Genomic DNA, 23,561 nt, shown 5'->3' with positions numbered 1-23,561 from the left:
AATCCGCCCCGGCGACCCTCGGTAGCCAATAGGTTACATTCAGGCAGGGGCAAAGGGGAATCCATGGGTGAGCACGCCGGGGCGGATCAGGGTGATGCCGTCCTCATCACAAGGGCCAGAGAAGGTGATGACGAGGCCTGCGGGGTGCTCCGTGAACGGCACGGGCGGGCGGCGCTGCGGCTGGCGGGGCTGCTGACGCGCGACCAGGCCGAGGCCGAGGCCGCCGTGGACCTGGCCTTCGCCGGCGTGTTCGAGATCCTGCGGCAGGGCGGCGGCCCGTCCGACGCCTTCCGGCCCTTCCTGCTCACCACCCTGCGCCGCAGGCTCGCCGGGCACCCGGACGAGGAGCGCGAGGCGTTCGACCCGGACGCGCCGTTCGTCGACCCGGCGCTGGAGGGGCTGGAGCACAGGCCGATGGTCCGGGCGTACCTCTCGCTGCCCGAGCGGTGGCGGGCGGTGCTCTGGCACACCGCGGTCGAGGGCGCGAGCCCGGCGCGGGTGCTGCCGCTGTTCGGGATCGGCGCCGACGGGGTCACCGCCCTGGCGCACCGCGCCAGGGAAGGGCTCAGGCAGGCGTACCTGCGGCTGCATCCCGCGGAGGAGCAGCCCGAGGAGTGCCGCCCGCTGCTCGGCAGGATCCGCGTCTACCTGCGCGGCGACCTCCCCGACCGCGAGAACGCGCGGATGCGGCGGCATCTGGGGGAGTGCGCGCGGTGCAGGACCGCGGTCGCCGACCTGCGGGAGGTCGACGGCCGCCTGCCGGACGTCGCGGCTCTCGTGCTGGGCACGGCCGCCTCCGGCTACCTGGTGCCGGGAGGCTTCGGACGGCCGTTCCGGTGGGCGGGCGCGGTGCTGGCGGCATGGTGGTGGCGCTCGTCCCCGAACCGGCGAAAACAGGCGCTGGCGGCCGGTGTCCTGGTCGCCGCGCTCACCGCGGGGCTGCTGGCGTGGCCGTTGAGCGGGACGGAGCCCGCTCAACGGCCGGATGTCCCCGACGAGGCACGGGTGGCGGCGGGGCCGGAGCAGCCGTCGCTCTCACCCTCCCGCCGGGCGCAGACGGACCGGACCGACCGCGCGGACAGAGGGGCCGGGCCCGGCGGAGGCCCGAAGGCCCGCCCGCCGGCCTCCCTGCCCACGTCGCCCGTGCCGCCGCGGCCCGTCGAGCCGTGGGCCGCGCCGGTGCTGGAGGCGGACATCGGGACGGCCGGAGTGCTGCAGCCGGGCCGGACGGGCGTCGTCGTCCTCACGGTGTGGAACGCCGGGAACGCGCCGTCCGGCGAGGTCGTGGCCGACGTGTCGCTGCCGCGCGGTGTGCGCTCGGACGGCCCGGCCGGCGCGGGATGGTCGTGCCTGCCCGCGGAGCGCGCGCTGCGCTGCGTCCACGTCCCGCTCCCGCCCGGCGGCGGGAGCTCGGCCCTGCTGCCCGTCGCCGTGGCCTCCGACGCGCGCGCCGGGGCGTCGCCCGAGGTCCGGCTCGCCGGCTCGCGGGTGAGCGCCCGCGCCTCGACGGGGGTGAGCACGTCGGGGCTGCCCGCCCGGTTCGTCACCGAAGGGCGGGCGCGCGTCACCACGGCGGGCAACGTCCTGCTGAGCTGCCCGCACCGGGAGGCCGCATGCGGGCTGGCCCGGCAGCGCAGGGGAGTGCGGCTCGACAACGACCAGTGGGAGATGGGCCCGCTCGACCTCGACGGCGCCGCCGACACCCGCACCTCCAGCCCGGCCGTGCTGGAGGTGCCGGGCAGGGTGCGCTGGGCCGGGCTCTACTGGTCGGGCACCACCGGGCGGGACGCCGCCCGCGCCCGCGAGTACACCGCGCGGCTGCGCGGCCCGTCCGGCGGCTACCGGACGGTCGAGGCGTCCTGGGTGGACCGGGTCGGCCTGCCCGGACAGCGCGCCTACCAGGCGTTCGCCGAGGTCACCGAGCAGGTGCGCCGGGGCGGGCGGGGCCGCTGGTGGGTGGCCGACGTGCCCGCGCTCGAAGGCCCCGGCAGGTACGCGGGCTGGAGCCTGGTGGTCGTCGCCGACGACCCGGCGGCCGCGCCCGCCCGCACCGTGGTGCTCGACGGCGCCCGGCCGCTCGGCGTCGCCGACGCGACACGCCTGCGCGTCCCGCTGGGCGGGCTGCCGCGCGGCGGTCCCGCGGCGCGCATCGGGCTGCTCGCCTGGGAGGGCGACGCCGCCCGCGCGGGAGACAGGGTGCTGCTCGACGGGAGGCCGCTGAGCTCGCCCAACGCGTTCACCGGCACGCTGCCCCACAGCGGCAGGGCGCTCGCCTTCGGCATGGACGCGGTGGCCTACGAAGCGGAGCTCGGCGACCCGTCCGTGCTGGAGGTGGTCTCCACCGCCGACGCCACGGTGGTGGGCGTCGTCACGATCACAGCACCTTCTCATCGCTGACCGGTATCGAGATTCAGTGTAAAGATGGTGTGAACTCATTCCGGACAGACCAGAACGACTGGTAACGTCCGCGCTGGCAGTTACCCAGGTCACTCTGCTCGAGTCCGGGCTCTTGCGCACGTTCTTTGCGCGGTGAAGGATGGCGAATCGCCGGAACGGCATACGGCACGAGTGGCTTTCACTACGCTAGAGCTACCCCAGGGTCGAGAGGTTCGGTGTTCTCGTGGATCGCTGTGCGCTGTTCATAGACGCCGGCTACCTGCTGTCGGACGGCGCGATGGCGGTGCACGGGACCCGCCAGAGCGAGCGGGTCTCCTGGAACTTCAGCGGGCTGCTCGACCGGCTGGGCGAGCTGGCCAGGGAGCACTCGGGACTGCCGCTGCTGCGCTGCTACTGGTACGGGTCCGCGGCCGAGGGCAGGCGCGGCCCCGAACACGAGGCGCTGGCCGACCTCCCCGGCCTGAAGCTGCGGCTGGGCCGTACCCGTCCGGGCCGCGGCGACGGCGTCGAGACCGAGCTGAACCGCGACCTGATGACCCTGGCGCGCAACCGCGCCATCGCCGACGCCGTCGTCGTCAGCGGCGACGAGGACCTCGCGGGCGTGCTGTGCGACGCGCAGGACCTCGGTGTGCGCGTCACCGTCATGCACGTCGCGGGCGAGGGCTCCACGACGTTCTCGCGGGTGCTGCGCCAGGAGTGCGACGACGTCGTCGCGGTCGGCTCCGGCGACCTCCGCCCGTACGTCAGCCTCCTGTCGGGTGTGGACCGCGCCTACGACACCGGCCCGTCCCCGCTGTCCAACGGCCACGGCACCATGAGCGGCTCCCCGCTCTCGGTGCTCCAGGACACCGCGCACCCCTCGCCGCCGCCGTCCACCCCGCTCACCCCGCAGCCCGCCGCGGTGTCGCAGCTCGCCGCCCCGGCCGAAGGCGGCGCCGCGGCCGTGCTGAACGGGCTCTTCGGCTCGACCTCGCCGGAGCAGTCCCAGCCGAGCTACACCACCCCCTCCTACGGTTCGCCGCCGTCCGCCGGCCCGAGCGCCCTGCCGTCCCCGACGTCGACGTCCCCGTCCCTGTCGCCGCAGTCCTACTCCAGCCCGACGTCCACGGGCGGTTACTCCAGCCCGACGTCCACGGGTTCCGGCGGCTTCGGCGGCCCCACGTCCACGGGCGGTTACTCCAGCCCCACCTCGACGGGTTCCGGCGGCTTCGGCGGTCCGACGTCCACGAACCCCGGCGGCTTCGGCAGCCTCACGTCCACGGAACCGGACGCCTTCTCCAGCCCGACGTCCACGGGTTCCGGCGGCTTCGGCGGCCCCACCACGACGGGCACGGACGGGTACACCGGCCACGCGGGCACGAACGCCGGCAGCCTGCCCGCCTACCCGCTGACGCCTCCCCCCGCCCAGCCGCCCCTGCAGAACCCCCCGACGTACGGCTCCTACACCGGGACGAACTCCCTGGTCCCCCAGCCGCGCGCCGCCCAGCCCGCGCCCTCCCTGTCCGACGCCGTCCAGGCCGCGCACTCCGAGGGCCAGGACTTCGGCGAGTCCGTCGCCAGGGACGCGCCCGCGCTGTGGCTGGAAGCCGTCCTCGCCCGCAAGCCGCGCATGCCCTCCGACCTCGAGGCGCGCCTCCTGCAGGGCTCGGCCCTGCCGATCGACTTCCTCCTGCACGACGAGGTCCGCCACGCCCTGCGCCGGGGCTTCTGGGACGCCCTCGAACGGGCCCGCCGCTGACCCCGTCGCGGTTCTCGCCGTGACCTCCGCCGCGGCCGGGCGTCCTGCGGCACTTCACCGCGGGTTCCCGTGGCCGGGTTCCGCCGCCCTTCCGCCTCGCCGGTCTCCGCCGCGGCCTCCGTCGCCGGTGCTCGGCGCGGTGCGTGGTTTGGGGGCGCTCCGGAACATGCTCGCCGCTGGCGTGGGTTTAGACGATCTTGAGGATTCCTCCGGTTTCGGGGGCGACTCGCGGGTAACGTCATAGCCGTGACCCACGTGACGGAAGCCGATCTCGACGATCTGGAGTTCGACGGCCTGCGGACCGGTCAGCACCGGGACGCCGCGGTGCGTCTCGCAGAGCTGGCGGACCGGGCCACCGGTGCGGGAGGTGTCTCCCGGGCCAAGGTGCTGCTGCGGGCCGGAGAGCAGTTCCAGCACGCCGGTGACCACGCGCGTGCCGCGGAGCTGTACCGCAAGGCCATCGAGGACGGCGGCGAGGTGTACGGGGACCCCCGGGTCTACCTGGCCGACGCCCTGCTGCAGCTGGGCGACAACGCCGGGGCGCTGGACCTGCTGGCACAGGTCAGGGACAGCAGGCCCAGCGACCCGGAGGTGTACCGCAGCGTCGCCGAGGTGCTGTACGAGCACGGCGACCTGCTGGGCGTGCACACCTGGGCCACCGAGGGCGCCGACCTCGTGCTCAGCCGGCCCGAACACGAGCGCGGAGACGCGACCGACAGCCTCGAAGGGCTGCTGCGGCTGCGCTTCCGCGCCCGCGTGGACCTGGGCCGTCCCGAGGACGAGTACGACGCCCTCCTGGACGCCTAGCACGCCCACCCGGACTCTCGTCCACCCGGACGCCTCGCGCACCCACCAGGGCGCCTGGGCGTCCATCAGGGCGCCTCGTGTGCCCGCCTTTGGATGCCTGCGCATCCGTCCGGACGCCTAGAGCGCCCATCTGGGCGCTTCGTGCGTCCGCCTTTGGATGCCGTGGGCGCCCGTCCGGACGCCGTGGGCGCCCGCCTGGATGCTTTGTGCGTCCGCCTTTGGATGCCGTGCGCGTCTGTCCGGGCACCTCGTGTGCCCGTCTGGATGCCTCAGGTGTCCGCCTTTGGACGCTTCGTGCGTCCGCCTTCGGGCGCCTGTGCGCCCGTCTGGATGCTCTGGGAGTCCGTTCGGGAGTCCGGGGCGTCCGTCTGGGCGCCTGGCGCGTCCGGACGGGCGTCCCGGGCGTTCGTCCGGACGTTCAGCGCGTCCGTCCGTGGTCCAACGGAGCCCGGTGCAGCTCGGTCAGGGCGGTCGGGCCGGACGGAGTCCGCCAGACGACTTCGTCGCGGCCGACCGTGGCGATCGCGTTGTCGAACCAGGGTCCGTCGGTGAGCCGCCAGCGCAGTGGCGGCCGGGGCACCCGCGCGGTCTTGGCGACGAGCCGCGCGGGGACGTTCCCCCACACCATGGCCGCGAGCCGGTTGGCCCACTGGAACTTCGCGCCGAGCGGGTTGCGGAACGGCGAGCAGACGATCTGGTTGATCGGCAGCCCCTTCACCCGCGCCAGGTAGCTGTAGTGCACGTCGCCGCCGAGGAACGAGATGTGCGCCGGGGGCCTGCCGCGCCGCCCGCCCGCCACCTCGACGACGGCCTTGGCGACGGCGTCGAAGCTGTCTCCGAAGGCCGCCCAGTGCTCCAGGTCGATCACCTGCCGGAGCTTCTCCCCGAAACCGTTCCTGGTGTGGTCGCCCTTGCGCCCGCCCGCCGCGACCTTCTCGTTCCACGCCTCGGCGTGGTGGATGACGGGCGGCAGCAGGAACGGCAGCGAGCTGGCGATGACGAGCTGGTCGACGTCCCCGGTGAGCTGCTCGTCGACCCACGCCTGCTCGGTGTCGTCGAGCATCGCGCGGCGTGTCTCGGTCAGCAGCCGCGACGCCCTGGTGTCGATGAAGACCAGCCGGGTGCCGCCGAGGTCGACCCGGAAGGACCAGCGGGCCGTCGAGGGGTCCAGGTCGGCCCGCTCGGCGAACTCGTCGAGGATCCCGCCGCCGTCCGCCGCCTCCTTGACGCGCTGGTAGAGCGGGTCCGCGCGGCGCTTCTCCGGGGTGAGGTTGCCCAGGTGCTGGTAGACCCAGTACGAGGCGAGGCCGCCGACGATCCGCGACTTCCACCAGGACTGCTCGGCCACCCACTTCCGCCACACGTAGGAGGTGTTCCAGTCGTCCCGGACGTCGTGGTCGTCGAAGATGCTGTAGACCGGCACGGTCGAGAACAGCCAGCGGACGGCCGGATCGGTCATCCAGGCCAGCCGGTACAGCTCGGTGTACTCCTCGAAGTCGGCGATCTCGTCGCCCGCGCCGCTCTCGATGTCGCGCCGGCCCTTGATGAACTCCTGCATGCGTTCGCCGGTGGCGTCGGCGTAGACCTGGTCGCCGATCATCGCGAGGATCGTCGGAGGCTCGGCCCCGTTCTTCAGCTCGTGCGCGAAGGCGCTCAGCGCGTCCACCCCGTGCGTCTCCTGCGAGGCCGGTGACACCCGGCACGAGCCGAAGGCCACCTGAGGGGTCCGCGACGGGTCGACCGTCCGGATGGTGCTGGGCGGGAACTCGCTTCCCGGCTGCGGCCACACCTTCCTGCCGTCCAGCAGCACCTCGTAGGCCGTGGAGCTCCCCGGCTCCAGCCCCTCCACGTCCACCAGGGCGTAGTGGTGACCGTGCAGCGTGAACGTCCGCTCGGCCCGTCCGAGCACGCTCACCTCGCAGGCCTCGCTCGTCTCCACCCACACGGTCGCCGTCTGCTCCGTGACATTTCGGAGGAGTGGCCCAATCACCAATGCTGCCGTCATGCCTGCCATCACACCCGAACTCTTCCCTTCCCGTCCACATGACCCGCAACTCGGCGAGGTGATGAGAACCACCAGAACGAGAGGGCCGGGCGAAGAGGTTGCGCCGGGACGCCCCCGCGTGCTGTCCTATTGTAGTAGAACAATAGGAAGGGATGCCGGTGATCGAGTTCGTGCTGGACGGGCGGTCGCGGGTCGCGACGTACATGCAGCTCGTCCTGCAGGTGAAGCAGGCGTTGCGGGTGGGGTTGTTGCGGCCGGGGGACCGGTTGCCGAGGGTGCGGGAGGTGGCGCAGTCGCTGGCCATCAACCCGAACACGGTGCACAAGGCCTACCGGGAGCTGGAGCTGGAAGGGCTGGCCGAAGGGCGGCCGGGGGTGGGGACGTTCGTGGTGAACACCCTCGCCGGGCCGTCTCTGGCCAGCCAGGGGGAGCTGAGGGAGGAACTGGTGGTCTGGTTGGGCAAGGCGCGCAAGGCGGGGTTGTCGCGGGAGGACATCGCCGCCCTGATCGACACCACGATGCGGAGCGACTTCGAACCTCCGGCGCCGCAGGACCTCGCGGCGCCGGCCGACAGCCGGGGAGCGTGAGATGGAACAGGCTCTGGAAGCAGAGGGACTGGGCAAGCGCTACGGGCGGACCTGGGCGTTGCAGGACTGTTCGCTCCAACTGCCCCCAGGACGGGTCGCCGCGCTCGTCGGGCCGAACGGCGCGGGCAAGAGCACGCTGCTGCACCTGGCCGTCGGGCTGCTGAAGCCCGACTCCGGACGGGTGCGCGTGTTCGGCCGGGAGCCGCGCGGCGGCCCCGAGGTGCTCGACGAGATCGGCTTCGTCGCCCAGGACACCCCGCTGTACCGGGACTTCACCGCACGCGAGCTCATCTCCCTCGGGGGCAGGCTCAACCGGCGCTGGGACGCCGCGCTCGCCCGCGACCGCCTGTCCGCGCTGCACATCCCGCCGGACAGGCCGGTCGGCAAGCTCTCCGGCGGCCAGCGCGCGCAGGTCGCGCTCGCCCTGGCGCTGGCCAAACGGCCGCGGCTCCTGCTGCTGGACGAGCCCGTCGCCGCCCTCGACCCGCTCGCCCGCCGGGAGTTCATGCAGGCGCTGATGGGCGCGGTCGCCGAGAGCGAGACCACCGTGCTGTTCTCGTCGCACCTGCTGGCGGAGCTGGAACGCACCTGCGACCACCTCATCGTCCTGCAGACCGCACACGTCCAGCTGTCCGGGTCCGTCGACGAGCTGCTGGACGGGCACCGCCTCCTGATCGGGCCGCGCGACGCCGCGACGCCGGCCGGCGTGGACAAGGTGGTCCGCGCCGCGCACACCGAACGCCAGTCGACCCTCCTGGTGCGCTCCCGGGCGCTGCCCGCTCCGGCGTCCGGCTGGACCGAGCACGAGGTGGGCCTGGAGGACCTCGTCCTGGCGTATCTGGCCGACGCCGAGACCCGCGAGGCGGAGACCGCCTGGGAGGTGACCGCGTGATCTGGCTGACCTGGAGGCAGCACCGCAAGGAGGTGCTGTACACGCTGATCGCCCTGGCCGCGCTGGCGGCGATCCTGGTGCCCACCGGCCTGACGATGCACGGGCGGTTCGAGGACACCGGCCTGAAGGCCTGCATGGACGGGCTGGGCACCGCCTCGCTGATCCCGCAGACGGAGAGCGCGGCCGAGTGCCAGAGGCTGGCCAACGAGTTCCAGCAGAAGTACAGCAGCCTGGCCTTCGTCGCTGTCCTGTTCGTGATCCTGCCGGTCTTCGTGGGCGTCTTCTTCGGTGCCCCGCTGGTGGCCAGGGAACTGGAGCAGGGCACCCACCGGTTCGTGTGGACGCAGGGCGTCAGCCGTACCCGCTGGGCACTGGCCAAGCTCGGGCTGATCGGCGGGTTCGCGCTGCTGGTGGCCGTGGTGTACGCGCTGGGCGTCTCCTGGTGGTTCACCCCGCTGGTGGCCGCCGTGGGCTCCCGTATGGAGTACCTCGCCTTCGACGTGCAGGGCGTGGTGCCCGTGGCCTACACCCTGTTCGCCCTGGCGCTGGGCGTCTTCACCGGAACGTACTGGCGCAGGGTGCTGCCCGCTATGGGCGTGGCGCTCGCGGGTTTCACCGTCGTGCGCGGCGGGATCGAGCTGCTGGCACGGCCCCGCTACCTGGCGCCGAAGGAGCTGACCTACTCGTTGCTGAGCACCGACCAGCCCAATTCCGCTTCCGGCGACTGGATCCAGTCGCACGGTGTGCGCGACGGATCGGGCGAGCTCATCATGCCCGACGCGCGGATGGGCCCCTGCCCCGCGGAGTCGGCCTGCGGCCAGGAGATCCAGTCGCTGGGCCCCGGCGCCCACCAGTGGCAGCTCTACCAGCCCGGCGACCGCTTCTGGTTGTTCCAGGGCATCGAGACCGGCATCTTCCTCGCGCTCACCGCGCTGCTGATCGTGCTGGCCCTCCGCCGCCTCCGCACCCTCGCCTGACCCGACGCGCACCGCCGGGCCACATGACCCGGTACGCATACCGACGGCCGGCCCCGCGACCTCTCCACCGGGCCGGTCGTCGTCTTCACGTTCCGGGGCGGTCCCGAGACCGTTGCGGGGCCAGCAACGCGAAGGCGCGGTCGACGAGCTCCCCGCGGTCGGCCGTGCCGTCCGAACGCAGCCACGCCCGGTCGGCCGCGTCCAGCGCGGCTCCCGCGGCGGCGGTGAGCAGGTCGGCGGTGAACACGTCCAGTTCGGAGCCCTCACGCTGGAGCAGCGCCTCGCCGACCCTGACCCGGAGTTCGTCGCGCCTGTGGTGCAGCCGGGCGCGCAGCGCGGGGCTCGACTCGATCAACCGCAACCCGGTCAGCTCCCTGCGTGCATCGAGGATCTCGCCGTTCCAGCGGCGCAGGACGGCGTGCAGGCAGTCCCACGCGGGTTCGTCGCCGCTCCGCGCGCGGATGTCGGCGGCGACGCGGTCGGCGACCTCCTCCACCTCGTCGAAGACGACGTCCTCCTTGGCGGGGAAGTAGCGGAAGAAGCTGCGTTTGGACAGGCCCGCCGCGGCTGCGATGTCGTCGACGGTCGTCTGGTCGTAGCCGCGTTCGACGAACATCGCCATCGCCAGTTCGGCCAGCTCGGCGCGCACCGCCCGCCGCGTCCGCTGCCGCAGATCGCTTCCGGTCCCCTTGGTTCTCGGCATGCACCGAGGTTAGCGAACGGCATCATGTGTTATTAATGTCATCAGGTGACAAGAATTTCATTTGGTGCGCACAGGGGAGGCGGGAGATGGACCTGCGAGGCAGAACGGTGCTGGTGACCGGAAGTACCGGGGGGATCGGAAAGGAGACGGCGCGCGGGCTCGCCGGGCTCGGGGCGAGAGTCCTCCTGGTGGGGCGCGACGCGGGCAGGGCGGCGGCCGCCGCGGCGGAGATCGCCCGTTCCGCCGGCAACGCCGAGGTCGAGGCGCTCACCGCCGATCTGCTGCTCCAGCGCGACGTGCGCGACCTGGCACGGCGGGTGCGGGAGCGGACCGACCGGCTGCACGCCCTCGTCAACAATTTCGGCGTGCTCGATCCGTGCCTGCCTCCGACCGAGGAGGGACTGGAGGCGACCTTCGCCGCCAACGTCCTCACCCCGTTCACCCTCACGAACCTGCTGCTGCCGCTGCTGAGGGAAGGCCGGGGGCGCGTGGTCAACGTCACCGGAGGGATACCGGGCGGGGCGATCGACCCGGACAACCTGCAGGGCGAGAAGATCCGGGTGGGCTGGACGTTCAGCCAGTACAACCACGCCAAGACGGCGCTCATGGCGATGAGCCATGAGATGGCCGGACGCCTGGCCGGCACGGGCGTGACCGTCAACGTGGTCTACCCGGGACACGGCAACACGCCGGGCAACCAGGGCCTGCCCATGTCCTCGTTCCCGAGGGCCTACCGCCCGGTGGTCCCGTTGTTGCGGGTACTGGGCCCGTTCGTGCTGTCGGACCTGGCCAAGCCGGCCCGGGCGGCCGTCCGCCTGGCGTCCGACGCCGGATTCGAGGGCGTCACCGATGTCTACATCGGACCCGGCGGGCGTCGTACGCCGTGGCCGGAGAGCGTCCGCGACCCGAGGGCGCGGGCGGCGGTGTGGTCGCTGTGCGAGAGGCTCGGCGACCACACCGCCGGATGACCTCAGCGGCCGCCGCGGTTGTTCATCTGCCGGGTCGGCAGTTTGCGGGCGTTGTGGCGTCCCGCGGCGTGCCGGCCCATGGCGGTGTGCCGCTGGTCGGCTCCCTTGAGCAGGGACTTGCGGTTGGACTTCTTGTTGTTGTTCTTGGCGGGCAAAACAGCCTCCTGCGAATTCTCGAAACCGGGAATGGTGATGTTCTGGGGTCGCTGAATTCGGCTGCCGTCGCGCATGGTGAAAAACCTCCGTGCCCGCCGCGTAAAAAGGGCAGGGCATTGAAGTGAAAGAAGAAAGGAAGAGACCCGGGCCGGACGGAGACGTCCTGGGACGTCGACGGCACAAGGGTTGTGTGATGAGATGAGGGAAGGGGAACCTGCCCGCGCCGCGTGGGCGCCGGGGGGCTCAACCCGTAAGAATCAAATCTCCATGCCCATGACAATAAACTCGGGCCGCGGTGGTGTCAACATATTTCTTCGCGGGTTCGGGTACTCAGCGGTGATTGAGTATCCCGACGGTGCCGAGGGCGCCGCCGGAGAGGGGATTCTCTTCTCATGAGCGATGCGTTGAAGAAGGCCGGTGCCTGGGTCGCGGTGGCGGCTCTCACGGCGGCGAACTGGGCGGTCTGGCTCGGCTGGGACCAGAAGTACGACGAGCATCCCGACGGCAGTGTCAGCGGCCCCTACGAGGCCTGGCAGGTGGCCGGCCTCGTGGTCGTCCTGGCCGCGCTGGTCGTGGCGACGGCACTGGCCCGCCGCCCCTGGACGGCGGTCCTCGCCCCCACTTTCGGCATGGCGCTGGCCGTCGTCGTCGACTGGTCCGACGACGACAGCGGCCTGTGGGCGATCGGCGCCGGCATGGTCGTGATCGGCATGCTCGCCGCGACGGGCGCGGCGGTGGCCGTCCTTCGTGCGATCCGACCATCAGGGGTCCGGCCTTCCATCCAGAACTGACAAGTCCTGGCGGCGGTCCGCGTTGTAGCCTCCGGCAGACACCGTGCGACCGCGGAGGCCCGTATGCCAGTCCGGCCCTTGAAAAGGGGGACCCTCGCTGTCCTCGTGCTCCTCTCGGTCCTGTTGCCGTACGGGGGGCCCGCCTCGGCGGAGGCGCGAACTCCCCGGGGATCCGTGGTGTCATGGTCGCCGCTGGCGCGCTCGTTGTGGATACCGGAGACGACGAGCAGGGCGTTCGTCCTCACTTACGTGACGGTGGACGCGTTCGGCAAGCGGGCGCGCAGCACCGGCACGGTGTTCGTCCCCCGCGGCAGGGCGCCCAAGGGCGGCTGGCCGGTCATCTCCTGGGCGCACGGCACGTCCGGCCTGCACGACTCGTGCGCCCCGTCCCGCACCGGTCCCGCGCTTCCCGAACGCGACTGGAAGTACCTCGCCTCCTGGATGCGCCAGGGGTACGCGGTCGTCGCCAGCGACTACGCGGGCCTCGGCACCCGGGGCCTGCCCGCCTATCTCGACGGCAAGACGACCGCCTACAACGTCGTGGACATGGTGCTGGCGGCCCGCGAATTCTCCGGCCGCCATTTCCCCAGGTCCGCCCGGCTCGCGCGCAAGTGGGTCACCATCGGCCAGTCGCAGGGCGCCGGTGCAGCCGTCTACACCGCCCGCCACGCCACCGAGTTCGGCGGCTCCCGCCTCGACTACCGGGGCGCGGTCGGCACAGGCACCCCCGCGTACATCGAGAACTACCTCCTGCCCCTGGGCCCGAAGGTCCCCCCGATAGCGCTGCCGCCCGGCCTGACCGCCTACCTCACCTACATTTTCACCAGCCTCAGGCACGTCCATCCCGAGTTGGGCATCGACGAGATCCTGACCCCCACCGGCCGCGAATACCTGTCCCTGGCCGAGAAGGAATGCGTCTTCACCTTCGAGAAGCACCTGAAGAACGTCAACGTCGGTGATTACTTCACCAGCCCGCCGTCGGCCCTCCCAGGCTTCCGCAAGACCGTGCGCGCCTACATGGGGATGCCGGAATCAGGCTTCGACAAGCCCTTCTTCATGGCCCACGGCCTCAAGGACACCGACGTCCCCATCCCCGCCACCCTCGCCTATGTCGGCGTCCTGAGGTCCAACCGCCAGCCCCTCACCTTCAAGACCTACGCCACCGACCACAGCGGCACCCTCTCGGCCTCCCTGAAGCACACCGTCCCCTTCGTGAAGCGCCTCTTCCGCGGCGGGTCCTGAACCGCGGCGTGTGAGGGGCCACCGGCGGCGGACGGAGTCATCCGGGGCCGGGTTCCGGATCCTCGGGGTGCGGGCCGGTGCCGAGCACGACGGTGAGGACCTCCCGGATGATCTGCGGGTGGTCGGCCTGGTCGCGGTCCAGGAGCCATTGCTGCTGCATGCCGTCCAGGAGTGCGAGGAGCGCGACGGCGGCGGCGCGCGGGGTCAGGCCGCTGGGCAGGCGTTCGCCCCACCGGTCGGTGAAGGCCGCGACCATGCGTTCACGCGCGGCGGCGTAGTGGTCGCGGAAGTACTCCTGGGCGGGATGGCCGCTGGTGACGCTCTCGGCCATCAGCACGCTGTAGGCGCGGGCCAGGCCGGGCCGCCGGTGGTCGTGGTCGACGACCCGGGCCATCTGGGCGGGCCAGTCCTCATGGGCGTGCCCGGCCAGCAGGTGCTCGCGGTTGAGGTCCTCGCGGCGCCGCAGGATCTCCGCCAGCAGGTGCTTCTTGCCGGGGAAGTAGTGCAGGACCCCCTGGCGGGTCAGCCCGACCTCCCGCGCGATCGCGTCCAGGGAGGTCCCGCGGTAGCCGCGCTCGGCGACCATCTCGAGCGCGACCGCGACGATCTCCTCGCGCCTGCCGCCCGGCGTCTGTTCTGCCACCCGACGACCGTACCGGTGCGGCCGTCCGCTACCGTCACCTACCTACATGTAAGTAGGGAGATCATCATGGGTGAGACCGCGATCGTCACGGGAGCCGCGGGCGGGATCGGCGAGGCCGTCGCCCGCCGCCTGGCCGCCTCCGGAGCCCGCTGCGTCCTGGTGGACCGCGACCCGAAGGTCGAAGGCGTCGCCGCCTCCATCGGCGGCGCCGCGCTGGTGGGGGACCTGACCGACCCGGACCTGTCGCTGCGGGCCGTCGCGGCCGCCGGCGACCGGCTCGACCTGCTCGTCCTCAACGCCGGCACCAACTCCGTCGACAAGGACCCCGCCACCCTCGACCTCGACCGCTACCAGGCCGTCGTCGGCGTCAACCAGCACTCCGTCGTCTACGGGCTGCGCGCCGCCCTCCCCGTCATGCGCGCGGGAGGCGGCGGCTCCATCGTCGCCGTCGCCTCCCTGGCGGCCCTGCACGGCGTCGCGCAGGACCCCGTCTACACGATGACCAAGCACGCCGTCATCGGCCTGGTCCGCGCCCTGTCCGCCACCCTGTCCCAGGAGGGCGTCCGCCTCAGCGCCGTCTGCCCCGGCCTCGTCGACACCCCGCTGACCGCGGGGGCCCGCGACCGCTTCCGCGCGGCCGGCATCCCCATGCTCAGCGCCGACGAGGTCGCCGCCGCCGTCGAGACGACCCTGCGCACCGCCCCCGCGGGCACCGAACTCGTCGTCCGGCCCGGCCGACCGCCCGTCCCCTACCTCGCGGCCCCCCTGCCCTGACGCCCGCCGTGCCCGACCCGGCCGCCGACCCTCCGGCGACAGGACGCCGACGGCGGTCCCGGGGCGGCGGGACGCCCCGGCGGGGGCGGCGCGTCGTTCTCAGGTTGGTGTCGCCAGGTGGCGAAGGTGCTGATGGCGGTCCCAAGGCGGCGGGGCGCTCCGGTCGGAGGTGGCGCGTCGTTTCGGGTTGGTGTTCGTCAGGTGGTGCAGATGCTGATGGTGGTCCCTGGGCGGCGGGATGCTCCGGTCGGGGGCGGCGCGTCGTTTCGGGTTGGTGTTCGCCAGGTGGCGAAGGTGCTGATGGCGGTCCCAAGGTGGTGGGGCGCCCTGGCCGGAGGTGGTGCTTCGTTTTAGGCGTGGTGGTCACCAGAGGGCGATGACGGTGCAGGTGAGGAGAGCGCAGGCCAGGAGGGCGGCGCGGAAGGTGCGTTCGCCGAGGATGAAGGCGGCGGGGAGGGCGGCCAGGAGGAAGGAGATCTGGCTGAAGTCCAGGAGGACCGCGAGGAGCATGGTGAGGACGTAGGCGACGATGCTCCAGCGGAGACGGCCCTGCCAGGTCCGGGTGAGGGGAGTGGCGGCGGCCGTCAGTCTCGCCGCGCCGTAGTAGAGGAGCGGGGGGAGGAGGAGGACGCCTCCGGCGATCAGGGCCGCTCCGGAGAAGGGGCGGGCGGGGTCGGCGGCGAAGAGGGTGCCGCCGCTGAAGAAGGAGACGAAGGAGATGAGCGAGGCCAGGTAGCCGGCGGCCACGACGAGCAGGCCGCGGAGCAGCAGGGGAAGCCACGGGGTGCGCTTCGCGGGCCGACCGGCCGGGAGCCGGGGGGCGCGGGCCCGTCGCGCGGTGCGTGCCCTCTGCGCGGTCTGCGCCTTCTGTGCGGCTTCGGCCCTCTTCCGCGAGTCCGGCTTCTTCTGTTTTCTGCTGCGACCTGCCACGTGCTCATCGTACGGACGGCGCGGGCCGGGCGGTCTTGTGAGGCGAAGCTCTGGTAACTAGCATTCTGCCTATGGAGAATGACATTCTCCTATCGTGGAATGCGGGAGGCGCGAATGGGTTACGCGGACGAGCTCTTCGATCTGACGGGGCGGGTCGTGCTGGTCACCGGCGGGAGCCGGGGGCTGGGCAGGGAGATGGCCTTCGCGGCGGCGAGGTGCGGGGCGGACGTCGTGGTGGCCAGCCGGGACCGCGACGCCTGCGCCAGGACGGCAAGGGAGATCGAGGAGGCCACCGGGCGGGCGGCGATGCCCTACGGCGTGCACGTGGGGCGCTGGGACCAGCTGCCGGGACTGGTCGACGCCGTCTACGAGCGGTTCGGCAGGCTCGACGCGCTGATCAACAACGCGGGCATGTCCCCGGTCTACGACGACCTCGGCTCGGTCACGGAGAAGCTGTTCGACTCCGTGCTCAACCTCAACCTGAAGGGCCCCTTCCGCCTGTCCGTCCTGGCGGGTGAGCGCATGGCCGAGGCGGGCCGCGGCGCGATCCTCAACATCAGCTCCACCGGCTCGATCCGGCCCCGCCCCGCGATCGTCCCCTACGCCGCGGCGAAGGCGGGCCTCAACGCCCTCACCGAGGGCCTCGCCCTGGCACTGGGCCCGAAGGTGCGCGTCAACACCCTGATGTCCGGCCCCTTCGCCACCGGTGCCACCCGCGGCTGGGACGAGGACAGACTCGCCGAAGGAGTACGCCCCCACGCCCTCCAGCGCATCGGCGACCCCGCCGAGATCGTCGGCGCGGTCCTCTACCTGATCTCCGACGCGTCCAGCTACACCAGCGGCGCCACCCTCCGCGTCGACGGCGGCATGCCCTGATCCCGCCGAAAACCCGCGCTGCAAGGCGCGGGCCGACGGCTGCCCGCCCTGGAAGGCGTCCTTCGCCGGGCCCGCGCCCGGAGGGCGCGGGTGGCGTTCGGCTGCTCTCGAGGGCCCTTCGTCGCCGGGGCCGCGCCCCAAAGGGGCGCAGCCCGGCGACGAAGGGTCACTTCGTCAGGGACAGGGGGGAGCCGACGGTGAGCTTGTCGGACTCCTTGTCGAGGTCGACGACGACCTCGGAGCCGTCGCGGATGGTGCCGTCCAGGAGGGCGCGGGCGAGCTGGTCGCCGATGGCCGTCTGGACGAGGCGGCGCAGCGGGCGGGCGCCGTAGACCGGGTCGTAGCCGGTCTCGGCGAGCCACTGGCGGGCCTCCGGCGTCACCGTGAGGGTGAGCTGGCGGTCGGCCAGGCGCCTGGACAGGCGCTCGACCTGCAGGTCGACGATCTCGGCGAGCTCCAGCTGCGTCAGCGGCTCGAAGAGGATGACGTCGTCCAGGCGGTTGAGGAACTCCGGCTTGAAGGAGGCGCGCACCGTGGCCATGACCGTCTCGCGCTTCTGCTCCTGCGACAGCGTCGGGTCCACCAGGAACTGCGAGCCCAGGTTGGACGTCAGGATCAGGATCGTGTTGCGGAAGTCCACCGTGCGGCCCTGGCCGTCGGTCAGCCTGCCGTCGTCCAGCACCTGCAGCAGCAGGTCGAAGACCTCGGGGTGCGCCTTCTCGACCTCGTCCAGCAGCACCACGCTGTACGGGCGGCGGCGGACGGCCTCGGTGAGCTGGCCGCCCTCCTCGTACCCCACGTAACCGGGAGGGGCGCCGACCAGCCGGGCCACCGAGTGCTTCTCGGAGTACTCCGACATGTCGATCCGGGTGATGGCCCGCTCGTCGTCGAAGAGGAAGTCCGCCAGCGCCTTGGCCAGCTCGGTCTTGCCCACGCCCGTCGGGCCCAGGAACAGGAACGAGCCCGTGGGGCGGTCCGGGTCGGCCACGCCGGCCCGGCTGCGGCGCACCGCGTCGGACACCGCCATGACGGCGGCCTTCTGCCCGATGAGGCGCTTGCCGATGTGGTCCTCCATGTGCAGGAGCTTGGCGGTCTCGCCCTGCATGAGCCGCCCGGCGGGGATGCCCGTCCAGGCCGACACCACGTCCGCGACGTCGTCCGGGCCGACCTCCTCCTTGACCATGGCGCCCCGCGACTCCGCGGCCTCCGACGCCTGCTTGATCTCCTTCTCCAGCATGGGGATCTCGCCGTACAGCAGCCGCGAGGAGGCCTCGAAGTCGCCGTCGCGCTGGGCGCGCTCGGCCTGCCCGTGCAGGTCGTCGAGCTTCTTCTTCAGCTCGCCGACCCTGTTCAGGCCGGCCTTCTCCTGCTCCCAGCGGGCGACGAGCGCGTTCAGCTCCTCCTGCTTGTTGGCCAGGTCGGCGCGCAGCTTCTCCAGCCGCTGCCGGGACGCCTCGTCGGACTCCTTGGAGAGCGCCAGCTCCTCCATCTTCATCCGGTCGACGGTCCGCTGCAGCGCGTCGATCTCCACCGGACGGGAGTCGATCTCCATCCGGAGCCGGGACGCGGCCTCGTCCACCAGGTCGATGGCCTTGTCCGGCAGGAACCGCGAGGTGATGTACCGGTCGGACAGCGTCGCGGCCGCGACCAGCGCCGAGTCGGAGATCTGCACCTGGTGGTGCGCCTCGTACCGGCCCTTGAGGCCGCGCAGGATCGCCACGGAGTCCTCGACGGACGGCTCGTCGACCAGCACCTGCTGGAAGCGCCGCTCCAGCGCCGGGTCCTTCTCGATGCGCTCGCGGTACTCGTCCAGGGTCGTCGCGCCGATCATGCGCAGCTCGCCGCGGGCCAGCATGGGCTTGAGCATGTTGCCCGCGTCCATCGCGCCCTCGGCGGCGCCCGCCCCGACCATGGTGTGCAGCTCGTCGATGAAGGTGATGATCTGGCCTTCGGACTGCTTGATCTCGTTGAGGACGGCCTTGAGCCGCTCCTCGAACTCGCCGCGGAACTTCGCGCCCGCCACCATCGCCGACAGGTCCAGCGCGATCAGCCGCTTGTCGCGCAGCGACTCGGGCACGTCGCCGGCCACGATCCGCTGCGCCAGGCCCTCGACGACGGCCGTCTTGCCGACGCCGGGCTCGCCGATCAGCACCGGGTTGTTCTTGGTGCGCCGCGACAGCACCTGGACGGTCCGCCGGATCTCGGCGTCGCGGCCGATCACCGGGTCGAGCTTGCCCTCCCGCGCGCTGGCGGTGAGGTCGACGCCGAACTTCTCCAGCGACTGGTAGGTGTCCTCGGGGTTCTCGCTCGTCACCCGGGCGTGCCCGCGCACCTTCTCGAACGCGTCGAGCAGCGCGTCGGGGGTGGCCCCGGACTCCTTCAGCAGCGTCGCGACCTGGCCGCCGTCGGTGGCCAGACCCACCAGCAGGTGCTCGGTCGAGACGTACTCGTCCTGCAGCTGCCGGGCCCGCGACGCCGCGGTGTTGAGCGAGGCCAGCAGCGGGCGCGAGCTCTGCGGCGCGGCGACCGTCGAGCCCTTGGCCTTCGGCAGCTGCTCGACCAGCTCCTCGGTGCGGCGGCGGACGGCGGCCGGGTCGGCCCCGACGGCCTCCAGCAGCGGCACCGTCGTGCCGTCCTGCTGGGCCAGCAGCGCGGCGAGCAGATGCGCGGGTTCGACCTGCGGGCTGCCCTCGGAAGCCGCCCGCCGGACCGCGACGGAGACCGCCTCCTGGCTCTTGTTCGTGAGTTTGTAGTCCATTTCAGCCCCCGGATTCCTGCTGTTGCCGCCAGATGACGACCCCGGCCTGCCTGATCGGCACGAGGTCCCCTCCGCGGCTCTCCCCGCGCAGCTGGGCCAGCCGTGCCGCCACGGCTCGGGTGGATTCGAGTTCGTTGCCCAGATCCTCGACCAGCCTCCGCAGCCGCTTCATCTCCGCGTGGAGCTCCTCGTTGGCGTGCTGGAGTTCGAGGATCTTCTGGATGCCCGCGAGGTTGACGCCCTCCTCCTGGGAGAGGCGCTGGATCTCGCGCAGCATGACGATGTCGCGCATGGAGTAGCGCCGGCCCCGGCCGGACGTGCGGCCGGGCGACACCAGCCCCATCCGGTCGTAGGTGCGCAGCGTCTGCGGGTGGAGCCCGGACAGCTGCGCCGCGATCGAGATGACGTAGACAGGGGTGTCGTCAGGAAGGTTCACTACCCCTCCTTGGCTTGTCTCACGAGGTCGTCCCGCAGCTCCTCGCCGCGGTGGCTCCGGGCGAAGCGTTCCAGCGCCTCGCGTTCGTCATTGCTCAGCTTCTGCGGGACCTGCACCTCGACGGTGGCGAGCAGGTCGCCCTTGGTGCCGTCGCGGCGGGTCGCCCCGCGGCCCCTGACCCGGAACGTGCGCCCGTTGGGGGTGCCCTCGGGGATGCGCAGCTTCACCGGCTGGCCGCCGTGCACCGGCACGAGGATCTCGCCGCCGAGCGTGGCCTCGGGGAACGTCACCGGCACGGTGACGGTCAGGTTGTCGCCCTCGCGGCCGAACACCGGGTGCGGGGTGACCTTCAGCTTGACCAGGAGGTCGCCCTGGGGCCCGCCGTTCTCGCCGGGGGCGCCCTTGCCCTTGAGCCGGATGGTCTGGCCGTCCTTGACGCCGGCCGGGACCCTGGCCTGGATGGTGCGGGTGCTCATGGCCCGGCCGCTGCCCCGGCACGTGCCGCACGGGTCGTCCACGACCATGCCGCGCCCGTGGCACCTGCTGCACGGCTCGGCGAACCCGAAGCCGCCCATGTTGCGGGTCTCCTGGCCGGTGCCCTCGCAGTGCGGGCAGACCTTCGGCAGCGTCCCGGCCTTGGCGCCGGTGCCCCGGCACGTCGGGCAGGGGGCCTCGGACGACAGCCGCAGCGGGACCGTGATGCCCTCGAGCGCCTCGGAGAACGTCAGCGTCACCTCGGACTCGATGTCCTGGCCGCGGCGGGACCGCCTGCCCGCGGTGGTCGGGCCGGTGGTCCGCGCGCCCCGGCCGAACAGCCCGCCGAAGATGTCGCCGAGCCCGCCGGGGGCGGCGCCGCCGCCCGCGTTGCCGAACAGGTCGTTCAGGTCGAAGCCCTGGGTGCCGCCGCCGCCCGGACCGCGCCGGAAGGCGCCGCCGCCGTAGGCGCGGATCTCGTCGTACTCCTTGCGGCGCTTGTCGTCGGACAGGACGTCGTAGGCCTCGGAGATCTCCTTGAAGCGGTCCTCGGCTTCGACGTCGCCCTTGTTGGCGTCGGGGTGGTACTTGCGGGCGAGCTTCCGGTAAGACTTCTTGATCTCGTCCTGGGTGGCGTTCTTGGCGACACCGAGGGACTTGTAGTAGTCCTTCTCAAGGTAGTCCTTGGTGCTCACCGGCTCCCCTTCGAAAAAAGTGCTTCGGTGCGCCCCGGGGGTGGCGGCACCCCCGGGGCGGATTGTTCTGTTTTCAGTCCTGCGGGCCGGCGACGACGACCCGTGCGGGCCGCACCACGCGCTCACCGATCCGGTAACCCGGCTGGTAGACCTCGAGGATCTGCTCCTCGGTCACGTCCGGTGAGGGCACGTGGGTCAGCGCCTCGTGCACGTTGGGGTCGAACGGCTCGCCGACCGAGCCGAACTTCTCCAGTCCCAGCTTGCCCAGGATGGTCTCCAGGGACTCGCCCACGGACTTGAACGCGCCGACCAGCTCGTCGTGCTCGCGCGCCTTGTCGAGGCTGTCGAGGACGGGCAGCAGGTCGGTGACGACCCCGGAGATGGCCTGCTCGCGCACGGCCACCCGGTCCCGTTCGACCCGCCTGCGGTAGTTGACGTACTCGGCCTGCAACCGCTGAAGATCCGCGGTCCGCTCGTCGAGCTCCTCCTGCAGCCTGCCGTCCGCGGGCTGCTCGGCGGCTTCATCGACCACTTCCCCGGCCAGGGCCGCGGGCTCCTCCTCGTCCGTCTGCTCGGCGGGAGGAGTCCGCAGCTCACCGGTCTCAGGATCGATGCGCCGCGAGTCGCGGATCACCGGTTCGTCCTGAGAGTTGGTCACTTGGCGTCCTTGTCATCGTCGATGATCTCGGCGTCCACGACCTCGTCGTCCTGCGGAGCCTCCTGCTGCTGCTCCGCGCCCGGCGTGGTCGCGCCGCCCTCGGCCTGCTGCTGCGCGTACAGGGCCGCGCCCAGCTTCTGGGACACCTGCGCCAGCTTCTCGTTCGAGGTCTTGATGGCCTCGGTGTCGGTGCCCTCGAGGTCCTTGCGGACCTGTGCGATGGCCTCCTCCACCTCCTTCTTGAGGTCCTCGGGGAGCTTCTCGCCGTTCTCCTTGAGGAACTTCTCGGTGGTGTAGGTGGCCGTCTCCGCCTGGTTGCGGATCTCGGCCTGCTCCTTGATCCGGCGGTCCTCCTCGGCGTACTGCTCGGCCTCGCGCATCATGCGCTCGATGTCGTCCTTCGGCAGCGCGGAGCCGCCGGAGATGACCATCGACTGCTCCTTGCCGGTGCCGAGGTCCTTCGCCGAGACGTTCACGATGCCGTTGGCGTCGATGTCGAAGGTGACCTCGATCTGCGGGACGCCGCGCGGCGCCGGGGGCAGGCCGGTCAGCTGGAAGGTGCCCAGCTTCTTGTTGTACGCGGCGATCTCGCGCTCGCCCTGGTAGACCTGGATCTCCACGGACGGCTGGTTGTCGTCGGCCGTGGTGAAGGTCTCCGAGCGCTTGGTCGGGATCGTGGTGTTGCGCTCGATGATCTTGGTGAAGATGCCGCCCTTGGTCTCGATGCCCAGCGACAGCGGGGTCACGTCGAGCAGCAGGACGTCCTTGACCTCGCCCTTGAGCACACCGGCCTGCAGCGCGGCGCCGACGGCCACGACCTCGTCCGGGTTGACGCCCTTGTTGGGCTCCTTGCCGGCGAGCTCCTTGACCAGCTCGGTCACGGCGGGCATCCGGGTCGAGCCGCCGACCAGGACCACGTGGGCGATCTCGTTGACGCTGATGCCCGCGTCCTTGATCACCTGCTGGAACGGCGCCTTGCAGCGCTCGAGCAGGTCGGCGGTGAGCTTCTGGAACTCCGCGCGGGTGAGTTTCTCGTCCAGGTGCAGCGGGCCCTCGGCCGAGGCCGTGATGTAGGGCAGGTTGATCGTGGTCTCCGCGGAGGAGGACAGCTCGATCTTCGCCTTCTCGGCGGCCTCGCGCAGCCGCTGCAGGGCCATCTTGTCCTTGGACAGGTCGACGCCGTGCGCGTTCTTGAACTTGGTGACCAGCCAGTCGACGACCTTGTTGTCCCAGTCGTCGCCGCCCAGGTGGTTGTCGCCGGAGGTGGCCTTCACCTCGACCACGCCGTCGCCCACCTCGAGCAGGGAGACGTCGAACGTGCCGCCACCGAGGTCGAAGACGAGGATCGTGGCCTCGCCCTCCTTCTCCAGGTGGTAGGCCAGCGCGGCGGAAGTCGGCTCGTTGATGATGCGCAGGACGTTCAGTCCCGCGATCTGGCCGGCCTCCTTGGTGGACTGGCGCTGGTGGTCGCTGAAGTAGGCCGGGACGGTGATCACCGCGTCGGTGACCGTCTCGCCCAGGTAGGCCTCGGCGTCGCGCTTGAGCTTCTGCAGCACGAACGCGCTGATCTGCTGCGGGGTGAAGTCCTTGCCGTCGATACCGATCTTCCAATCGGTGCCGATCTCGCGCTTGACCGACCGGATCGTCCGGTCGACGTTGGTGACCGCCTGCCGCTTGGCGACCTCGCCGACGAGGACCTCGCCGTTCTTGGCGAAGGCGACGACGGACGGCGTGGTCCGCGACCCCTCCGCGTTGGCGATCACGGTGGGCTCGCCGCCCTCCAGAATCGCGACGACCGAGTTGGTCGTCCCGAGGTCGATACCGACCGCACGTGCCATCGTCAGAATCCTCCGTTGTTCGTCAGGTCTTGGTCGGCCTGAAAGAGATCTGCTGGTCCAAGGATGCCGTGGGGGCGTTCCAGTGTCAAATCACTTGAGTCCCCCCGACTCAACTTTCTTGCCGATCTACTGGCAGAACGGTTGAGCAGCTCCAGATGTTCCCGAATCGCCTGTCCCGATGAGATGGGATGTAACAGGAGTTCTCTGGCGACCACT

The 23,561-nt window shown here is 71.6% G+C and carries 21 protein-coding genes; 11 read left to right on the top strand and 10 right to left on the bottom strand.

The features are described from left to right. The first annotated feature begins 63 nt into the window (after positions 1-63). The 3 genes from C2865_RS01580 to C2865_RS01570 all read left to right on the top strand — a co-directional run bounded on the left by C2865_RS01580 (position 64) and on the right by C2865_RS01570 (position 4,942). Entirely contained in the window at positions 64-2,397 is a 2,334-nt protein-coding gene (locus C2865_RS01580; protein WP_106396467.1) for a sigma-70 family RNA polymerase sigma factor, read from the top strand. Between the two features lie 223 nt (positions 2,398-2,620). Then, positions 2,621-4,135 carry an NYN domain-containing protein gene (locus C2865_RS01575; protein ID WP_106396466.1) on the top strand — a complete coding sequence of 505 codons (1,515 nt, stop codon included), beginning with the start codon at positions 2,621-2,623 and terminating at the stop codon, positions 4,133-4,135. A gap of 246 nt (positions 4,136-4,381) precedes the next feature. Beyond that, positions 4,382-4,942: a tetratricopeptide repeat protein gene (locus C2865_RS01570; RefSeq protein ID WP_232835286.1), complete on the top strand. Its 561-nt coding sequence runs from the start codon at positions 4,382-4,384 to the stop codon at positions 4,940-4,942. 418 nt (positions 4,943-5,360) lie between these two features. Here C2865_RS01570 and C2865_RS01565 read toward each other — a convergent pair whose 3' ends face one another. Continuing rightward, positions 5,361-6,947 carry an alkaline phosphatase D family protein gene (locus C2865_RS01565; protein WP_106396465.1) on the bottom strand — a complete coding sequence of 529 codons (1,587 nt, stop codon included), beginning with the start codon at positions 6,945-6,947 and terminating at the stop codon, positions 5,361-5,363. Positions 6,948-7,099: 152 nt separating this feature from the next. On the opposite strand from C2865_RS01565, the gene C2865_RS01560 reads away from it, so the two are divergent. Genes C2865_RS01560 through C2865_RS01550 form a run of 3 tightly spaced genes read left to right on the top strand, consistent with a single transcriptional unit; the run spans position 7,100 to position 9,403 of the window. Next, entirely contained in the window at positions 7,100-7,534 is a 435-nt protein-coding gene (locus C2865_RS01560; RefSeq protein ID WP_332873322.1) for a GntR family transcriptional regulator, read from the top strand. Position 7,535: 1 nt separating this feature from the next. Then, positions 7,536-8,426 carry an ABC transporter ATP-binding protein gene (locus tag C2865_RS01555; protein ID WP_106396464.1) on the top strand — a complete coding sequence of 297 codons (891 nt, stop codon included), beginning with the start codon at positions 7,536-7,538 and terminating at the stop codon, positions 8,424-8,426. Then, the gene (locus C2865_RS01550; RefSeq protein ID WP_106396463.1) at positions 8,423-9,403 is read left to right on the top strand and encodes an ABC transporter permease; all 981 of its coding nucleotides are present in this window, start codon (positions 8,423-8,425) and stop codon (positions 9,401-9,403) included. The genes C2865_RS01555 and C2865_RS01550 overlap by 4 nt, the downstream gene beginning before the upstream one ends. A gap of 85 nt (positions 9,404-9,488) precedes the next feature. Here the strand turns inward: C2865_RS01550 and C2865_RS01545 are convergent, their stop codons facing one another. Next, on the bottom strand, positions 9,489-10,106 hold the full coding sequence (locus tag C2865_RS01545) for a TetR family transcriptional regulator (protein WP_106396462.1): 618 nt from the start codon (positions 10,104-10,106) through the stop codon (positions 9,489-9,491). An 86-nt stretch (positions 10,107-10,192) separates the two neighbouring features. On the opposite strand from C2865_RS01545, the gene C2865_RS01540 reads away from it, so the two are divergent. Then, positions 10,193-11,074 carry an SDR family NAD(P)-dependent oxidoreductase gene (locus tag C2865_RS01540; protein ID WP_232835284.1) on the top strand — a complete coding sequence of 294 codons (882 nt, stop codon included), beginning with the start codon at positions 10,193-10,195 and terminating at the stop codon, positions 11,072-11,074. Positions 11,075-11,076: 2 nt separating this feature from the next. On the opposite strand, the gene C2865_RS39175 is transcribed toward C2865_RS01540, so the two are convergent. Then, complete coding sequence (locus tag C2865_RS39175; RefSeq protein WP_157963513.1) at positions 11,077-11,229, bottom strand: hypothetical protein; 153 nt, start codon at positions 11,227-11,229, stop codon at positions 11,077-11,079. Positions 11,230-11,622: 393 nt separating this feature from the next. On the opposite strand from C2865_RS39175, the gene C2865_RS01535 reads away from it, so the two are divergent. Then, the gene (locus C2865_RS01535) at positions 11,623-12,021 is read left to right on the top strand and encodes a hypothetical protein (RefSeq protein WP_106396461.1); all 399 of its coding nucleotides are present in this window, start codon (positions 11,623-11,625) and stop codon (positions 12,019-12,021) included. Between the two features lie 177 nt (positions 12,022-12,198). Continuing rightward, positions 12,199-13,263 carry an alpha/beta hydrolase family protein gene (locus tag C2865_RS01530; protein WP_106397419.1) on the top strand — a complete coding sequence of 355 codons (1,065 nt, stop codon included), beginning with the start codon at positions 12,199-12,201 and terminating at the stop codon, positions 13,261-13,263. A gap of 37 nt (positions 13,264-13,300) precedes the next feature. Here the strand turns inward: C2865_RS01530 and C2865_RS01525 are convergent, their stop codons facing one another. After that, positions 13,301-13,906, bottom strand: a complete 606-nt coding sequence (locus tag C2865_RS01525; RefSeq protein WP_198652813.1) for a TetR/AcrR family transcriptional regulator — start codon at positions 13,904-13,906, stop codon at positions 13,301-13,303. A gap of 66 nt (positions 13,907-13,972) precedes the next feature. Between C2865_RS01525 and C2865_RS01520 the strand changes: the two genes are divergently transcribed. Next, positions 13,973-14,680: an SDR family oxidoreductase gene (locus C2865_RS01520; protein ID WP_106396460.1), complete on the top strand. Its 708-nt coding sequence runs from the start codon at positions 13,973-13,975 to the stop codon at positions 14,678-14,680. A gap of 363 nt (positions 14,681-15,043) precedes the next feature. Here the strand turns inward: C2865_RS01520 and C2865_RS01515 are convergent, their stop codons facing one another. Next, a complete protein-coding gene (locus C2865_RS01515; RefSeq protein WP_106396459.1) occupies positions 15,044-15,610 on the bottom strand; it encodes a hypothetical protein in 567 nt (188 codons plus the stop codon). A 99-nt stretch (positions 15,611-15,709) separates the two neighbouring features. On the opposite strand from C2865_RS01515, the gene C2865_RS01510 reads away from it, so the two are divergent. Next, the gene (locus C2865_RS01510) at positions 15,710-16,486 is read left to right on the top strand and encodes an SDR family NAD(P)-dependent oxidoreductase (RefSeq protein ID WP_232835283.1); all 777 of its coding nucleotides are present in this window, start codon (positions 15,710-15,712) and stop codon (positions 16,484-16,486) included. A gap of 166 nt (positions 16,487-16,652) precedes the next feature. On the opposite strand, the gene clpB is transcribed toward C2865_RS01510, so the two are convergent. The 5 genes from clpB to dnaK form a co-directional block, all read right to left on the bottom strand. Further along, complete coding sequence (gene clpB / locus C2865_RS01505) at positions 16,653-19,244, bottom strand: ATP-dependent chaperone ClpB (protein WP_106396457.1); 2,592 nt, start codon at positions 19,242-19,244, stop codon at positions 16,653-16,655. A gap of 1 nt (position 19,245) precedes the next feature. Next, positions 19,246-19,680, bottom strand: coding sequence for a heat shock protein transcriptional repressor HspR (locus C2865_RS01500; protein WP_106396456.1), 435 nt, complete (start codon positions 19,678-19,680; stop codon positions 19,246-19,248). Continuing rightward, positions 19,680-20,849, bottom strand: a complete 1,170-nt coding sequence (gene dnaJ, locus C2865_RS01495) for a molecular chaperone DnaJ (RefSeq protein ID WP_106396455.1) — start codon at positions 20,847-20,849, stop codon at positions 19,680-19,682. Before dnaJ ends, C2865_RS01500 begins: the two co-directional genes overlap by 1 nt. A gap of 73 nt (positions 20,850-20,922) precedes the next feature. Further along, entirely contained in the window at positions 20,923-21,507 is a 585-nt protein-coding gene (grpE, locus tag C2865_RS01490; protein ID WP_106396454.1) for a nucleotide exchange factor GrpE, read from the bottom strand. Beyond that, positions 21,504-23,345 (bottom strand): molecular chaperone DnaK, encoded by a 1,842-nt coding sequence (gene dnaK, locus C2865_RS01485; protein WP_106396453.1) that lies wholly within the window; start codon positions 23,343-23,345, stop codon positions 21,504-21,506. The genes grpE and dnaK overlap by 4 nt, the downstream gene beginning before the upstream one ends. Positions 23,346-23,561: the final 216 nt, after the last annotated feature.

Source organism: Actinocorallia populi (genome assembly GCF_002995495.1).
Lineage (GTDB): Bacteria > Actinomycetota > Actinomycetes > Streptosporangiales > Streptosporangiaceae > Actinocorallia > Actinocorallia populi.
This window is presented reverse-complemented; position numbering and strand designations above follow the sequence as displayed.

What these genes read in the sequence shown, in the direction of transcription:
- C2865_RS01580 (WP_106396467.1), top strand. Translation starts at nt 64, where the DNA reads ATGGGTGAGCACGCCGGGGCGGATCAGGGTGATGCCGTCCTCATCACA.
- C2865_RS01565 (WP_106396465.1), bottom strand. Translation starts at nt 6,947, where the DNA reads ATGACGGCAGCATTGGTGATTGGGCCACTCCTCCGAAATGTCACGGAG.
- C2865_RS01560 (WP_332873322.1), top strand. Translation starts at nt 7,100, where the DNA reads ATGCCGGTGATCGAGTTCGTGCTGGACGGGCGGTCGCGGGTCGCGACG.
- C2865_RS01555 (WP_106396464.1), top strand. Translation starts at nt 7,536, where the DNA reads ATGGAACAGGCTCTGGAAGCAGAGGGACTGGGCAAGCGCTACGGGCGG.
- C2865_RS01545 (WP_106396462.1), bottom strand. Translation starts at nt 10,106, where the DNA reads ATGCCGAGAACCAAGGGGACCGGAAGCGATCTGCGGCAGCGGACGCGG.
- C2865_RS01540 (WP_232835284.1), top strand. Translation starts at nt 10,193, where the DNA reads ATGGACCTGCGAGGCAGAACGGTGCTGGTGACCGGAAGTACCGGGGGG.
- C2865_RS01535 (WP_106396461.1), top strand. Translation starts at nt 11,623, where the DNA reads ATGAGCGATGCGTTGAAGAAGGCCGGTGCCTGGGTCGCGGTGGCGGCT.
- C2865_RS01520 (WP_106396460.1), top strand. Translation starts at nt 13,973, where the DNA reads ATGGGTGAGACCGCGATCGTCACGGGAGCCGCGGGCGGGATCGGCGAG.
- C2865_RS01510 (WP_232835283.1), top strand. Translation starts at nt 15,710, where the DNA reads ATGCGGGAGGCGCGAATGGGTTACGCGGACGAGCTCTTCGATCTGACG.
- clpB (WP_106396457.1), bottom strand. Translation starts at nt 19,244, where the DNA reads ATGGACTACAAACTCACGAACAAGAGCCAGGAGGCGGTCTCCGTCGCG.
- dnaK (WP_106396453.1), bottom strand. Translation starts at nt 23,345, where the DNA reads ATGGCACGTGCGGTCGGTATCGACCTCGGGACGACCAACTCGGTCGTC.